Source organism: Rhodoferax sp. WC2427 (assembly GCF_040822085.1).
In the GTDB taxonomy this organism is placed as follows: domain Bacteria; phylum Pseudomonadota; class Gammaproteobacteria; order Burkholderiales; family Burkholderiaceae_C; genus Rhodoferax_B.
In genome coordinates this window covers 2,751,130-2,764,320 of sequence record NZ_CP162006.1, presented here as the reverse complement: position 1 = coordinate 2,764,320, position 13,191 = coordinate 2,751,130, and the positions used below count along the sequence as shown (strand labels likewise).

Genomic DNA, 13,191 nt, shown 5'->3' with positions numbered 1-13,191 from the left:
GAGGGTGAGACAAGGGGCGCTGCGTAAGTCCTATCCTGTTTTGGCCTGCCGCCACCACCGCATTTTTTGTTTCCATGACTCTCAAACTCTGTGTTGCCCAGCTTAACTTTGTCGTCGGCGACCTGGCCGGTAACGCGCAAAAAATCATCGATGCCGCCCGCACGGCATACGCTGACGGTGCCCGGCTGGTATTGACCCCCGAGCTGTCGATTTGCGGCTACGCGGCCGAAGATCTGTTCCTGCGCCCGGCCTTTATTGCTGCTTGCGATGATGCCGTGAAAACAGTGGCCCGCGAACTCGCCGGGTTAAAGGGCCTGCACGTGGTGGTGGGCCACCCCCAGGGTGGCGACGACCGCACCAAATCGGTGGCGGTGCAGTACCGTTTCAACGTCGCCAGCGTGTTCTGCGAGGGCCAGTTGGTAGCCATCCACACCAAGCGCGAGCTGCCCAACTACCAGGTGTTTGACGAGCGCCGCTACTTCACGCCAGGGCAGGGCGAGTGTGTGTTTGCAGTCGAGGGCGTTCAGGTGGGGCTGCTGATCTGTGAGGATGCCTGGTTCGACGCGCCCGCACAAGCCGCCAAGGCGGCCGGAGCCGAGTTGCTGGCCGTCATCAACGCCTCGCCCTTCCACATGGGCAAGGGCGGCGAGCGGGTGCTGCGCATGGCCGACCGCGCCCGCAGCGTGGCCCTGCCGCTGGTGTACGCGCACATTGTGGGCGGGCAGGACGAGGTGGTGTTTGACGGCGGCTCGTTCTGCGTGAATGCCGACGGCGCCCTGAGCGGCCGCGCGCCGAGTTTCAAAGAAAATCTGTTCTTTGTGCAGGCAGCACGGGCGCAAGCAGCTATTGAATTGGTAGCGAGTATCGAGCCCGAGCGCAGCCTGCACGCCGAGCTGTGGGATGCGTTGGTGCTGGGTCTGCGCGACTACGTGGGCAAAAACCACTTTCCTGGCGTGCTGCTGGGCCTGTCGGGCGGCATCGATTCGGCGCTGGTGCTGGCGATTGCGGTGGACGCGCTGGGCAAGGACTGCGTGCGCACCGTGATGATGCCCTCGCCCTACACGGCCGACATTTCCTGGATCGATGCCCGCGACATGGCCGCCCGGATGGGCGTGCAGTACGACGAAATCTCCATCCTGCCCGAGTTCGAGGCCTTCAAAACCTCGCTGGCCGTGCATTTCATTGGCCGCGAAGAAGACACCACCGAAGAAAACATCCAGGCCCGCATCCGCGGCACACTGTTGATGGCCATGAGCAATAAATTCGGCAGCATTGTGGTAACTACAGGTAACAAAAGCGAGATGGCCACCGGCTATTGCACGTTGTATGGCGACATGGCAGGTGGTTTTGCGGTCATCAAGGATGTGGCCAAAACCCTGGTGTTTGCCCTGGCCCGCTGGCGCAATGCCAACGACCCCTACGGCACCGGCAGCAACCCCATCCCCGAGCGCATCATCACCCGCCCGCCCAGCGCGGAGCTGCGCGCCGACCAGACCGACCAGGACAGTCTGCCGCCCTACGAGGTGCTGGACGCGATCCTGGAGCGCTACATGGAAAACGACCAAAGCCTGGAGACCATCATCGCTGCCGGGTTTGCGCCCGCCGACGTGGAGCGCGTGACCCGGCTGATTAAAATCAACGAATACAAACGCCGCCAGTCGCCCGTCGGAATCCGGGTAACCCACCGCAGTTTTGGCAAGGATTGGCGCTATCCTATTACGAGCAAATTCCGCGCTTAATTCAACGAGACACGAGTTCTATGAAACAAATCACCGCCATTCTCAAACCGTTCAAAGTCGAAGAAGTGCGCGAGGCCCTGGCCGAATGCGGCGTGACGGGTCTGACCGTCACCGAAGTCAAGGGTTTCGGCCGCCAGAAGGGCCACACCGAGCTGTACCGCGGTGCCGAGTACGTGGTGGACTTCCTGCCCAAGGTGAAGATCGAAGTGGTGGTGAAAACCGAGGAGGTGGACCGCTGCGTAGAGGCTATCGTCCGCGCCGCCCGTACCGGCAAGATCGGTGACGGCAAGATCTTCGTGACCAGCGTCGAGCGCGTGGTACGCATCCGCACCGGCGAGCAGGACGAAGCCGCGGTCTAGGCCTCTTAAACGCTGAAACGCTGCATCAGCGCCAGTATCCAGATGGTGGCCGTGACCAGCACGGTCAGCAGTACCGCAGCGCTGCCCATGTCCTTGGCCTGCTTGGACAAGGGGTGCCATTCGGGGCCGATGCGGTCGATGGCCGCCTCGATCCCGGTATTGAGCAGCTCCACCACCATCAACAGCACCACCGAGCCCGCCAGCAGGGCGAATTCCACCCAGTTTCGGGCCATCCAGGCGGCCAGCGGCACCAACACCATGGCGGCGATGGCTTCCTGGCGAAAGGCGGTCTCCTGCCAACCCGCCCGCAGGCCTGCCAGCGAATAGCCTGCGGCGTGCCACAGGCGGCTGAGTCCTTTGCGCGATTTTTGGGCAGTAGGCGATTCCATCCAGAGCCTAGCGACTCAACGGTAGCGAGCCCACCAGCCGGGTGCCCGCCAGCGCGTCGTGCCAGAACTGGCGCTCTGGATGGAAGCGGCTCAGCAGCGCCCAAAAAGCCACCCAACCCAGCAGGATCACCAGGGTTTCACCCACGGGCAGGCCAAACGGGGCCATGGCGGCCAGAGGCGGCAGAAACCAGATCCAGCTCCACACGTAGCGCAGCAGGGCCCGCGGCTGGCTGATGGCCTGGCCATCGCGGCCCACCACGCGGATGTTCCAGGTCTTCATGGCCAGGGTCTGGCCCTTGGACCAGAACCAGGTGAAGTAGATGCCGAAAATGACGAACAAAAAGGCCTGCAAACCGGGCCGGTTGTCCATGGCGTTGCGCGTTTGGCTCAAGGTGCCGAACAGGTAGCCCGAGATGAACACCACGCCGAACATCAACATGCCCTCGTACAGCCAGCAGGCCAACCGGCGGCGCAGGCTGGGCGCAGTCAAGGGCGCAGCGGAGAGGGCTGGTGCCGCCGAGACCGTCATTGTCCGGCGGGCTGGGCCGGGTGTGCCACGACCGAATTGCCGGTGCTGAACCGGTAGGCGGGCAGCGGCAGCAGGGTATGGGGGTCAATCTGGTGCGCACCCGTGGCAATTGACGGGCCTTTGGGCTCGTTTTTGCGCTCGGGCGGCACGGTGGCCAGCTTTTGGGCCGGGATCAGCTTCACACCGGTGGCAGCGCCGGGCAGCTTCTTTTGCACCTGCTTGGCCAGTTTGGCTTTTTCTTCCGGGTCCAGGGTTTGGTAGGCCTCCCATTTGGCCTGTTTTTCAGCGGGGGACAGGCGCTTGGCCTCGGCAAAGTTCAGCCGCGCCTGGCTGCGCTGTACGCCGCTGAGGGCGCCCCAGTCCAGCATGCGCTCCTGCAGCACGGCCTGGGTGGTGGGCGACATTTTTTCAAAGTTGACCGACAAGGCCAGCCATTTGCGCTTTTGCTGCTCGCTGATGTTGTTCCAGTGCGATGCCAGGGGCTTGAGGGCCTGTTGCTGCGCTGGGGTGAGCTCGTTCCACAGCGGCTTTTGCTCGGGCTTGCTGGCAGACGCCAAGGGGATGGAGGCCGGGCCGAAATCCGGGGCGATCTCCGCCCACACGCTGGTTAGCACGCCCAGGGACAACACCACCCCCACACAGGAGGCAGAACACAGGTTCCAAGGCGATATCAGCATCCGTATCCGTTCCAATTAAGGGTTGCTAGTGTCCCGGTTGGCCTTGAGGAATTCCACAAAACCAGGATCGGTGTAGGCCGCGGTGGGCAGGTCGTCGGTCAGCAGGGCGGTATCGACTTCGGCCAGTTCGTCGGCACGCAGGTCGTTTTGCACCACGTAAATTGTCAGCAGCCCGGCCACCAGCGCCACCAGTGGCAAGGCGGCGGCAAAGCGGGTCCACCAATTGGGGCTGTCGTTGCCACCTTGGCCACCAAATGTAAGCGCTGCCGTGCCGCCGCCCTGGCTGGCCACCACGGTGGCGCTGCGCATGACGACTTGCTTGCGGTGGGCCAGGGCCTGCATGCGGGCAATGCGCAGGCGCTCGGAAATGTCGTGCGGCAGAGTGGCCGAACCCTCCGACAGGCGCGCTGTGACGTTGCGCGCAAAACGGTCTTGCGCCGACAGCATGGGGTTGGTTTGCAGCTGTGTCATAAATGTATTCCTCTGGCCTTGAGCGCCTTGCTGAGCGACTGGACTGCCCGGGAGCAGTGGGTTTTGACGCTGCCTTCCGAGCAGCCCATGGCGCTGGCAGTTTCGGCAACATCCATCTCTTCCCAGTAACGCATCAAGAACGCTTCTCGTTGACGCGCCGGTAACTCTTGTATCTGGGTGTCTATCTCTCGCAATACCTGTGCCCGGCGCGTGGTGTCTTCTGCACTTTCGTTGCGTTCGGCGTTGTCCGACGACTGGAAGGTTTCCAGCAGGTCGAAATCGCCATCGCCGTCAGCCGAATCAAAGTCGCTCATGTTTGAAAACAGGGCGTTGCGGGTCTTTTGGCGGCGAAACCAGTCCAGCGTGCAGTTCGACAAAATCCGCTGGAACAGCATGGGCAACTCGGCCACGGGCTTGTCACCATAGTGCTCAGCCAGTTTCATCATGCTGTCTTGCACGATGTCCAGCGCCGATTCTTCGTTGCGTACGTGGTACACCGAGCGTTTGAAGGCCCGGTTTTCGACGCTTTTGAGGAAATCGGAAAGTTCGCGTTCAGTGGCCAAAAGGGGGTGTGCCTGTGGGGCGAATCAGAGGAATGCGTGTTTTTTGTAAAACGGGATGCCCCGGTCTGGGGCGCTTGCGGGCGGATTATGGCATTGACCGGCGATTTTCTTGGTGCAGCCGCCAAGTTTCGCGTAGGGAGATGCCATAATCCGCCTTGCTAGTCAAAAAGCAAACGGATCATGGTTCGGCGATGCAAGCAGCTCGCCCATGGCTTTGGTCTTAAGTTCCGACACAACTCCAAAAGAGTGCGTGAAGGGGCACCCAAGGTATTTCGTTAGAGAAATTCACAAAGGTTCATCATGGAAATCAACAAAGCCGAAATCGCTTCGGCCGCCGCAGCATCCTCTTCTTCCACCACCGCGCGCCCCGCTCCTGTCGAGCTCATGGGTGCCGAGATTCTGGTGAAGTGCCTCCAGGCCGAGAACGTCAAGCACATCTGGGGTTACCCCGGTGGCGCAGTTCTTTACATCTACGACGCGTTCTATAAACAAGACACCATCCAGCATGTGCTGGTGCGCCACGAGCAAGCAGCCGTGCACGCCGCCGACGGCTATGCCCGCGCCACCGGCGATGTGGGCGTGGCGCTGGTTACGTCCGGCCCCGGCCTGACGAATGCCGTCACCGGCATTGCCACCGCCTACATGGACAGCATCCCCATGGTGATCATCAGTGGCCAGGTGCCTACGCACGCCATTGGCCTGGATGCTTTCCAGGAATGCGACACCGTCGGCATCACCCGTCCCATCGTCAAGCACAACTTTCTGGTGAAAGACGTGCGCGATCTGGCCGAGACGCTGAAAAAAGCCTTCCACATTGCCCGCACCGGCCGCCCCGGCCCGGTGGTGGTGGACATTCCGAAAGACGTGTCCTTCAAGAAGACACCCTTCCACGGCTACCCCGAGTCCATCAGCATGCGCTCGTACAACCCGGTGCGCAAAGGCCACGGCGGTCAGATCCGCAAGGCCTTGCAGCTGCTGTTGGCCGCCAAGCGTCCCTACATCTATACCGGCGGCGGTGTCTTGCTGAGTAATGCCTCGCAAGAGCTGCGCACCCTGGTGGACATGCTGGGCTATCCCTGCACCAACACCTTGATGGGCCTGGGCGCCTACCCCGCCAGCGACAAGAAGTTCCTGGGCATGCTGGGCATGCACGGCACGATTGAGGCCAACAACGCCATGCAGCACTGCGACGTGCTGCTGGCCGTCGGTGCCCGCTTTGACGACCGCGTGATCGGCAATACCAAGCATTTCGCGCAGAACGAGCGCAAGATCATCCATATCGACATCGACCCGTCGAGCATTTCCAAGCGCGTCAAGGTCGATGTGCCCATCGTGGGCGACGTGAAAGAAGTGCTGACCGAGTTGATCGCCATGATCAAAGAGTCGGCCACCAAGCCCGATGCCGATGCCTTGGGCAGCTGGTGGGACACGATCGAAGGCTGGCGCAGCCGCAACTGCCTGAAGTTCAGCATGGGTTCGCCCGACGTGATCAAGCCCCAGTACGTGGTGCAAACCCTGTGGGACATGACCAAGGATGCCGACACCTACATCACCTCCGACGTGGGCCAGCACCAGATGTGGGCTGCGCAGTACTACCGTTTTGACGAACCCCGCCGCTGGATCAATTCCGGCGGTCTGGGCACCATGGGCGTGGGCATTCCCTACGCCATGGGTGTCAAGCTGGCCAAGCCCGACAGCGAAGTGTTCTGCATTACCGGCGAAGGCTCGGTGCAGATGTGCATCCAGGAGCTGTCTACCTGCCTGCAGTACAACACGCCGATCAAGATCGTCTCGCTGAACAACCGCTACCTGGGCATGGTGCGCCAGTGGCAAGAGGTGGAATACGCTGGCCGCTACAGCAGCAGCTACATGGACGCATTGCCCAACTTCGTCAAGCTGGCAGAGGCCTATGGCCACGTCGGCATGCTGATCGAGCGCCCCGAAGATGTGGAGCCCGCCCTGCGCGAAGCCCGCAAGCTCAAGGACCGCACGGTGTTCATGGACTTCCGCACCGACCCCACCGAGAACGTGTTCCCGATGGTGCAGGCCGGCAAGGGCATTACCGAGATGCTTTTGGGCAGCGAGGATCTGTAATTCGGCTTGTAAGTCAAATCAGGCTTCACCGCTTATCCAATAAGCGGTAGCAGCTATCAATTCCATAGTAAATCAACTTTCTGACGAATCTATTGCTTGCCGAGCCCGCACATTACCGTGTGCGGGGGAGGGCAGCGAAAAGAGGAATCTAGTCTTATGAAACACATCATTGCTGTCTTGCTGGAAAACGAGCCCGGTGCTCTTTCCCGCGTCGTGGGCCTGTTCTCTGCCCGGGGCTACAACATCGAGTCGCTCACGGTGGCTCCCACCGAAGACGCGACACTGTCGCGCATGACCATCCAGACTTCCGGCTCCGACGACGTGATCGAACAGATCACCAAGCACCTGAACCGCCTCATCGAGGTGGTCAAGGTGGTCGATCTGACCGAAGGTGCCTACACCGAGCGCGAGTTGATGATGGTCAAGGTGCGTGCCGTGGGCAAAGAGCGCGAAGAAATGAAGCGCATGGCCGACATCTTCCGCGGCCGCATCATCGATGTGACCGAAAAGAGCTACACCATCGAGCTGACCGGCGACCAGGGCAAGAACGACGCTTTCCTGGAAGCCATGGACCGCAGTGCGATCTTGGAGACCGTGCGTACCGGTGCCAGCGGCATCGGGCGCGGTGAACGCATCCTGCGGGTTTAGTGTTGAGTTGTCCGTACGCGCGTTTTGACGGGCTCAACGCGAACGGACTATTTTTGGCGATTGCGGTAAACGTTCGCCCTGGGCCTGTCGATGGGCATTTCGCCAAACCCTTTATTTTTTCTGAAAGAAGATCATGAAAGTTTATTACGACAAAGACTGCGACCTCAGCCTGATCAAGGGCAAGACAGTCGCCATCATCGGCTACGGCAGCCAGGGCCATGCCCACGCGCAAAACCTGAACGACAGCGGCGTGAACGTCGTGGTCGGTCTGCGCAAGGGTGGCGCTTCGTGGGACAAGGTTGGCAAGGCCGGCCTGAAGGTTGCCGAAGTGGCAGAAGCCGTCAAGTCCGCTGACGTGGTCATGATCTTGTTGCCCGACGAGCAAATCGCCTCGGTCTACGCCGCTGACGTGCACCCCAACATCAAGCAAGGTGCGGCCCTGGTGTTCGCCCACGGTTTCAACGTGCACTACGGTCTGGTCAGCCCCCGCGCCGATCTGGACGTGTGGATGGTCGCTCCCAAAGCTCCTGGCCACACCGTGCGCGGTACCTACGCCCAAGGCGGCGGCGTGCCCCACCTGGTGGCGGTGTACCAGGACAAGTCCGGCAAGTCGCTGCAAATGGCGCTGTCGTACTCCATGGCCAACGGTGGCGGCAAGTCCGGCATCATTGAAACCAACTTCCGCGAAGAAACCGAAACCGACTTGTTCGGCGAACAAGCCGTCTTGTGCGGTGGTGCGGTCGAGCTGATCAAGGCCGGTTTCGAAACCCTGGTGGAAGCCGGTTACGCGCCTGAAATGGCCTATTTCGAATGCCTGCACGAGCTGAAGCTGATCGTCGACATGATCTATGAAGGCGGCATCGCCAACATGAACTACTCGATCTCCAACAACGCCGAATACGGCGAATACGTCACCGGCCCGCGCATCGTGACGGCAGAGACCAAGCAAGTCATGAAGCAAGTGCTGAAAGACATCCAGACCGGCGAATACGCCAAGAGCTTCATCCTGGAAAACAAGGCCGGCGCTCCTACGCTGATCAGCCGCCGCCGCCTGACCTCCGAGCACCAGATCGAAGTTGTCGGTGCCCAGCTGCGCGCCATGATGCCTTGGATCGCCAAGAACAAGCTGGTCGACCAGACCCGCAACTAAGCACGACGGCGCCCCGGCGCCGGAAATGGCCAAAGGCCTGTCCACTTCACGGTGGGCAGGCCTTTTTTTTGCTATCTAAATAGTAGCTTCCCGTGCTGGTGGAATCAGCACGGGGGCCATATTTTGTCCTTGGTATCTCAGTAATTGCCCAGCAGGATCTGCGCGATGATGCCGGTGGTGATGGCAATCAGCACGTAGTCACCGCCGGTTTGCACCCAGTGGTAGCCGCGGGGAGGCGCGCTCAGGTGGTGGTCACGCCAGTTGTCGACGACATACTGGTTGTTGCGGTACTGGCTGGGCAGACGGCCACCGCGGCGGAAATTGTGCTCGGGGCCAGCGCCGCGCTCTTGCGCAAAGTCGGGGCCATTGCGGTGCGGCTCGGGCATGCGCTGTGGGCCGGGGCCACGGTTGTTGTTGGGCCGGTTGTGGGCCTGCTCGTGCTGCTGGTTTTTGCGTTGAAACTCGTCTCCGCCATGGCCGTTGCCTTGGGCAAAAGCCAGGCCGCTGATAGCCAAAGAGGCCGCGGTGAGGGCGGCTACGAATGCTGTTTTTTTCATGAAGAACTCCTTCTGGGTGTTAAACCCATTGGAGCGGAAGATCCGATGTTCGCCTGTAGGAGAAGGCCCGCTTTACGGGGTGTTTACTGCCGGGTTCTCTCTGCGCGGGCCCATGAAAAAAGCGCCCCGCGGGGCGCTTTGGGGGGCGGACCGGTCCGCTCAGACCTTGCGGCGCTTTGCCACGATCAATCCGACCAGACCCAGGCCCATCAAAGCCAGTGAACTGGGTTCCGGGACGTTGTTGGCGGCGGTGTGGTAGGTCACGTCGTCCATGACAAAGGCGCCGTTGCTGACGGTCAGCCGCACTTCGTCCACCAAGCCTGCATAACCCGAAGACAGAAAGCTGGGCGTATCCGACAAGCCCAGCAGGGACGAGGTAAACACCAGTTGGCCGTCGTTGAACAGTTCAAAACCGGCTTCTTGGTAACCCGCGAAATAGGCCCCGTCAAAAATGACATCGCTGGAGAATTTGAACCCGTCGGTGGTGGGGCTGTCGTTGTTGTAGATGCGGGTTTTGCCCGAGGAGGGGTTGTAAGGCGACTGCGCCGAGTCGTAGTAGTTCCAGCCCGCGCCCCAGGTGAGCCCGGCGTAGTTGGATGCCAGCACACCGCTGCCGTTGAGGTCCTCAAAAGTCACGACGGTGGCGCTGGCCATGCCCGCAAAAGCGATAAGGGAAGTGGCCAGTAATTTCGGTAAAAAGCGCATGGTAGTCCTGTGGTTGTGTAAGCTGCTGTTACGTAGTGTTACACGAGGCCACGCGTAAGCTATTGAAAACTATAGGTTTCAGGATAATGAAGCCGGTTTTCGTGACTTAGTCGAGCTTCCAGGGTGTCGGGCCTACCACACCCGACCTGGCGGTTTACGGCCCGGTTTTGGCCTTCACCGCGGCTGCCACTTCTTGCCCCAGTTCAAACACCGCCATGGCGTAGTAGCTGCTCCAGTTGTAGCGGGTGATGGCGTAGAAGTTCTCGGTGCCCGCCACATACTGTGGCGCGTCCCCACCGTTTTGCAGCTCTACCAACGCCAGTGGGCCGGTGTGCTGCAGGGCCGGGCCGTCCAGCACGGCGCCCAGGGCCTGGAAGCGGGCCACGCTGAAGGTGGGCAGGATGTCCGGGGCCAGCAGCGCGTCCATGTCCACGGTTTTGGGGTCGAACTGCACCGGGTAGAACACCGGCATGCCGCTCTGCCAGTGGAAGGCCTTGAAGTAGTTGGCCACCGAGCCAATCGCGTCGGCCGGGCTGTTGAACAGGTCGACCCGGCTGTCACCGTCAAAGTCCACCGCAAAGTTCACCCAGCTGGTGGGCATGAACTGGCCCAGGCCCATGGCCCCGGCGTAGCTGCCGCGCAAACTCAGGGGGTCGATGTCGGCGCGCTGGGTCAGACTCAGGTACTGCTCCAGCTCGCCCTTGAAGTAGGCGCTGCGCTCCTGGGCGCGCGGGTGGCTGGCGGGAAAGTCGAAGGCCAGCGTGGCCAGCGCGTCCAGCACCCGGAAGTTGCCCATGTTCTGCCCGTAGATCGTCTCCACGCCGAGGATGCCGACGATGATTTCGGCCGGCACGCCAAATTCCTTTTCGGCCCGATCCAGCGTGGCGCGGTTGGCCTGCCAGAAGCGCACCCCGGCGGCAATGCGCACCGGGTCGATGAAGCGGCTGCGGTAGAGCTTCCAGTTCTTCACCGTCCCGGTGGGGGCCGGGGCCATCAGGCGCGGCACGCTGGGGATGAAGCGGGCCTGCGCCAGCATCCGGTGCACCCAGGCTGGGTCCAGGCCGCGGCGCTCGGCGATGTCTTCGGCGATGGCCATCACATCCTCGCGGCTGGCGTACAGCGGGCCGCTGGGGGTGGCGTTGGCGCTTGTTTTGGTTTTTATGCCTTTGAGGGCTTTGGCGCTTACGGGAAGAGCGCAAGCAGCTATTAAAACGAGAGCAATCGGGAGAAGTTTGTGCATGGGAATGGAAAGGTGACCGCAGGAGTCTAGCGCGGCCACACCAGGCGTTTGAATGCCCGCCGCAGTGCCACCAGCTTGTCCGGGCGATCGGGGTTGGGCGGGGCGTAACGCAGGTGTTCCATTTGCAGCAACCAGTCGCGCAGGGCGGGTCGGTCTGCCACCAGCGCGGCCATCTGCCGCGGCGCAGCGCTGGGCGGCACGGCAATACCGGTTTTGGCCATCTTGCGCCGGGCTTGCTCCAGCAGGCGCAGCCAGGGGTCGTGCTGGCGGCGCTCCCACTGGGCCCAGGCGGCCCCGCCCAGGCTGGCCAGCACCAGCAGACCGGCCAGCAGCTTGCCCAGGTCTTCCCACTCGGGGCTGTCGAAACCGATGTTCTTCAGCAAGTTGAGTTGCTGGCTTTGGCTGTAGTTCAGCACCCACTGGTTCCAGCCGTTGTTGAGCGCATCCCAGGCGGCGCGCAGGCGCCGGGCGGTGTCGGGGCTGACGTTGGCCAGGGTGTTGGCAATGGCGCCGCGCGGGGCCTGCAGCCGGGTAAAGCTGCCCACGCGGCCGGGTGACACTGCGCCGGTAGGGTCCACCCGGGTCCAGCCCTGGCCGCTGCTCCACACCTCGGCCCAGGCGTGGGCATCGCTTTGGCGCACCACCCAGAAGCCGTCGACACCGTTCAATTCGCCGCCCTGGTAGCCGGTGACGACGCGCGCGGGGATGTCCAGCGCCCGCATCAGCACCACGAAGGACGAGGCGATGTGCTCGCAAAAGCCCGCTTTGCGGTCGAACCAGAATTCGTCGGCCGTGTCGCGCCCGTACAGGCCGGGCTCCAGCGTGTAGAGGTAGCCACCCGTGCGCAGGCGGGTCAGCACGGTTTGCACCAGTGCGGCGGTATCGGCTCCGGGCTGGGCGCGGCGCAGGTCGGCGGCCAGTTGCAGGGTGCGCGGGTTGAAGCCGGGGGGCAGATCGACATAGCGTTGCAGGTCCAGGTTGGCCCGCGGTGGGCCGTAGCGGAACTGCGGGTAGCTCTGCGCCTGGTAGCGCAGCAGCTCGGTGGTGGGGCGGCTGGCCAGCCATTGCAGGTCGGTGGTCATCACCGCGGACACGCCTGCGGGCAGGGTGGGGGCCTGGGGCGTGGCCTCCAGCGCCAGCAGCCAGGGGCGGTTGCTGGGCTCCAGCGTCACCTGGTAGCCTACCGGCGGGCCCGATACCTGCAGGTCGCGGGCGGCGGGCCGGGCAAAGTCCCGGGCCTGGGGCAGCCATTCGCGCCCATCAAACAGCGACAGCACCGGGCCGCGAAAGTACAGGTCGCGCTGTGCGGGCGGCACCCCGTCAAACCGCACCCGCATGGCAATGCTGTCGTCCAGCGCCAGGCTGGCCATGGTGCCCACCTGCATGCTGGCAGACAGGCCGCTGCGCCCGGCCATGGCGTCGCTGGGCACGCCCCACAGCGGGGCCATGCGCGGAAACAGCACGAACAGCACCGCCATGATGGGCGCACCCAGCAGCGCCATGCCGCCCGCGATGCGCGCCGCCTCGCGCAGCGGGGCCTTGTGGTCCACCAGCCCACTGTTCGGCATATGGGCATTGACCAGCGCCGTCAACAGCCCCAGCAGCGCCACCAGCATGGCCACGGCGGTCAGCAGCGACTGCGAGAAAAAGAAGTTGCTGAGCATGGTGAAAAAGCCCAGAAAGAACACCACAAACGCGTCCCGCCGCGCCCGCAGCTCCAGGGTTTTGAGGGCCAGCAGCACCACGATCAGCGTCACCCCGGCATCGCGCCCCAGCAGGGTTTTGTGGGTGGCCAGCGTGGCCGCCAGCGCCGCCCCCAGCAGCACCGCCAGCCACCAGCGCGACGGCAGCGGCCGCGAGCCCCACGCCAGCCAGCCGCGCCACACCAGTACCGCCGCCGTGGCCAGTGCGCACCAGACGGGCAGGTTGCCCACCTGCGGTAGCACCACCCAGGCGATGACCGCCAGCAGGAACAAGGTGTCGCGGCTGTCTCTTGGGAGGTGAGACAGGGAGGTGAAAGAGGAGGGCCAGCGCATAAGGTGGTTGCTATGGAATAAGTAGCTGCTTGTG

Annotated in this window: 14 protein-coding genes; 5 read left to right on the top strand and 9 right to left on the bottom strand. The window is 62.7% G+C overall.

Going from position 1 to position 13,191, the window contains the following annotated elements; all coding sequences use genetic code 11:
• Positions 1 to 74: 74 nt before the first annotated feature.
• On the top strand, positions 75 to 1,739 hold the full coding sequence (locus AB3G31_RS13095) for an NAD+ synthase (RefSeq protein WP_367846519.1): 1,665 nt from the start codon (positions 75 to 77) through the stop codon (positions 1,737 to 1,739).
• A 20-nt stretch (positions 1,740 to 1,759) separates the two neighbouring features.
• Positions 1,760 to 2,098 (top strand): P-II family nitrogen regulator, encoded by a 339-nt coding sequence (locus AB3G31_RS13090; RefSeq protein WP_295960317.1) that lies wholly within the window; start codon positions 1,760 to 1,762, stop codon positions 2,096 to 2,098.
• Between the two features lie 5 nt (positions 2,099 to 2,103).
• On the opposite strand, the gene AB3G31_RS13085 is transcribed toward AB3G31_RS13090, so the two are convergent.
• Genes AB3G31_RS13085 through AB3G31_RS13065 form a run of 5 tightly spaced genes read right to left on the bottom strand, consistent with a single transcriptional unit; the run spans position 2,104 to position 4,727 of the window.
• Complete coding sequence (locus tag AB3G31_RS13085; protein ID WP_367846518.1) at positions 2,104 to 2,487, bottom strand: diacylglycerol kinase; 384 nt, start codon at positions 2,485 to 2,487, stop codon at positions 2,104 to 2,106.
• A 7-nt stretch (positions 2,488 to 2,494) separates the two neighbouring features.
• The gene (locus AB3G31_RS13080) at positions 2,495 to 3,016 is read right to left on the bottom strand and encodes an RDD family protein (protein ID WP_367846517.1); all 522 of its coding nucleotides are present in this window, start codon (positions 3,014 to 3,016) and stop codon (positions 2,495 to 2,497) included.
• Positions 3,013 to 3,693 (bottom strand): DUF3106 domain-containing protein, encoded by a 681-nt coding sequence (locus tag AB3G31_RS13075; protein WP_367846516.1) that lies wholly within the window; start codon positions 3,691 to 3,693, stop codon positions 3,013 to 3,015. Before AB3G31_RS13075 ends, AB3G31_RS13080 begins: the two co-directional genes overlap by 4 nt.
• A 15-nt stretch (positions 3,694 to 3,708) precedes the next feature.
• Positions 3,709 to 4,164, bottom strand: coding sequence for a DUF3619 family protein (locus AB3G31_RS13070; protein ID WP_367846515.1), 456 nt, complete (start codon positions 4,162 to 4,164; stop codon positions 3,709 to 3,711).
• Positions 4,161 to 4,727: an RNA polymerase sigma factor gene (locus AB3G31_RS13065; RefSeq protein ID WP_315207447.1), complete on the bottom strand. Its 567-nt coding sequence runs from the start codon at positions 4,725 to 4,727 to the stop codon at positions 4,161 to 4,163. Before AB3G31_RS13065 ends, AB3G31_RS13070 begins: the two co-directional genes overlap by 4 nt.
• A 300-nt stretch (positions 4,728 to 5,027) precedes the next feature.
• Between AB3G31_RS13065 and AB3G31_RS13060 the strand changes: the two genes are divergently transcribed.
• The 3 genes from AB3G31_RS13060 (at position 5,028) to ilvC (ending at position 8,619) form a co-directional block, all read left to right on the top strand.
• Positions 5,028 to 6,821 (top strand): acetolactate synthase 3 catalytic subunit, encoded by a 1,794-nt coding sequence (locus tag AB3G31_RS13060; RefSeq protein ID WP_367846514.1) that lies wholly within the window; start codon positions 5,028 to 5,030, stop codon positions 6,819 to 6,821.
• Positions 6,822 to 6,977: 156 nt separating this feature from the next.
• The gene (gene ilvN / locus AB3G31_RS13055; RefSeq protein WP_315184824.1) at positions 6,978 to 7,469 is read left to right on the top strand and encodes an acetolactate synthase small subunit; all 492 of its coding nucleotides are present in this window, start codon (positions 6,978 to 6,980) and stop codon (positions 7,467 to 7,469) included.
• Between the two features lie 133 nt (positions 7,470 to 7,602).
• Positions 7,603 to 8,619 (top strand): ketol-acid reductoisomerase, encoded by a 1,017-nt coding sequence (ilvC, locus tag AB3G31_RS13050; RefSeq protein WP_367846513.1) that lies wholly within the window; start codon positions 7,603 to 7,605, stop codon positions 8,617 to 8,619.
• Positions 8,620 to 8,756: 137 nt separating this feature from the next.
• Here ilvC and AB3G31_RS13045 read toward each other — a convergent pair whose 3' ends face one another.
• The 4 genes from AB3G31_RS13045 to AB3G31_RS13030 all read right to left on the bottom strand — a co-directional run bounded on the left by AB3G31_RS13045 (position 8,757) and on the right by AB3G31_RS13030 (position 13,157).
• Positions 8,757 to 9,176, bottom strand: coding sequence for an RcnB family protein (locus tag AB3G31_RS13045; protein ID WP_367846512.1), 420 nt, complete (start codon positions 9,174 to 9,176; stop codon positions 8,757 to 8,759).
• Positions 9,177 to 9,335: 159 nt separating this feature from the next.
• Positions 9,336 to 9,881: a PEP-CTERM sorting domain-containing protein gene (locus AB3G31_RS13040; protein ID WP_367846511.1), complete on the bottom strand. Its 546-nt coding sequence runs from the start codon at positions 9,879 to 9,881 to the stop codon at positions 9,336 to 9,338.
• Between the two features lie 154 nt (positions 9,882 to 10,035).
• Positions 10,036 to 11,121, bottom strand: a complete 1,086-nt coding sequence (gene mltB / locus AB3G31_RS13035; RefSeq protein WP_367846510.1) for a lytic murein transglycosylase B — start codon at positions 11,119 to 11,121, stop codon at positions 10,036 to 10,038.
• A gap of 26 nt (positions 11,122 to 11,147) precedes the next feature.
• Positions 11,148 to 13,157 carry a transglutaminaseTgpA domain-containing protein gene (locus tag AB3G31_RS13030; protein ID WP_367846509.1) on the bottom strand — a complete coding sequence of 670 codons (2,010 nt, stop codon included), beginning with the start codon at positions 13,155 to 13,157 and terminating at the stop codon, positions 11,148 to 11,150.
• Between the last annotated feature and the right edge of the window lie 34 nt (positions 13,158 to 13,191).

Coding starts and splice junctions, on each gene's coding strand:
- AB3G31_RS13095 (WP_367846519.1), top strand. CDS start 75: ATGACTCTCAAACTCTGTGTTGCCCAGCTTAACTTTGTCGTCGGCGAC.
- AB3G31_RS13090 (WP_295960317.1), top strand. CDS start 1,760: ATGAAACAAATCACCGCCATTCTCAAACCGTTCAAAGTCGAAGAAGTG.
- AB3G31_RS13085 (WP_367846518.1), bottom strand. CDS start 2,487: ATGGAATCGCCTACTGCCCAAAAATCGCGCAAAGGACTCAGCCGCCTG.
- AB3G31_RS13080 (WP_367846517.1), bottom strand. CDS start 3,016: ATGACGGTCTCGGCGGCACCAGCCCTCTCCGCTGCGCCCTTGACTGCG.
- AB3G31_RS13075 (WP_367846516.1), bottom strand. CDS start 3,693: ATGCTGATATCGCCTTGGAACCTGTGTTCTGCCTCCTGTGTGGGGGTG.
- AB3G31_RS13070 (WP_367846515.1), bottom strand. CDS start 4,164: ATGACACAGCTGCAAACCAACCCCATGCTGTCGGCGCAAGACCGTTTT.
- AB3G31_RS13060 (WP_367846514.1), top strand. CDS start 5,028: ATGGAAATCAACAAAGCCGAAATCGCTTCGGCCGCCGCAGCATCCTCT.
- ilvN (WP_315184824.1), top strand. CDS start 6,978: ATGAAACACATCATTGCTGTCTTGCTGGAAAACGAGCCCGGTGCTCTT.
- ilvC (WP_367846513.1), top strand. CDS start 7,603: ATGAAAGTTTATTACGACAAAGACTGCGACCTCAGCCTGATCAAGGGC.
- AB3G31_RS13045 (WP_367846512.1), bottom strand. CDS start 9,176: ATGAAAAAAACAGCATTCGTAGCCGCCCTCACCGCGGCCTCTTTGGCT.
- AB3G31_RS13040 (WP_367846511.1), bottom strand. CDS start 9,881: ATGCGCTTTTTACCGAAATTACTGGCCACTTCCCTTATCGCTTTTGCG.
- mltB (WP_367846510.1), bottom strand. CDS start 11,121: ATGCACAAACTTCTCCCGATTGCTCTCGTTTTAATAGCTGCTTGCGCT.
- AB3G31_RS13030 (WP_367846509.1), bottom strand. CDS start 13,157: ATGCGCTGGCCCTCCTCTTTCACCTCCCTGTCTCACCTCCCAAGAGAC.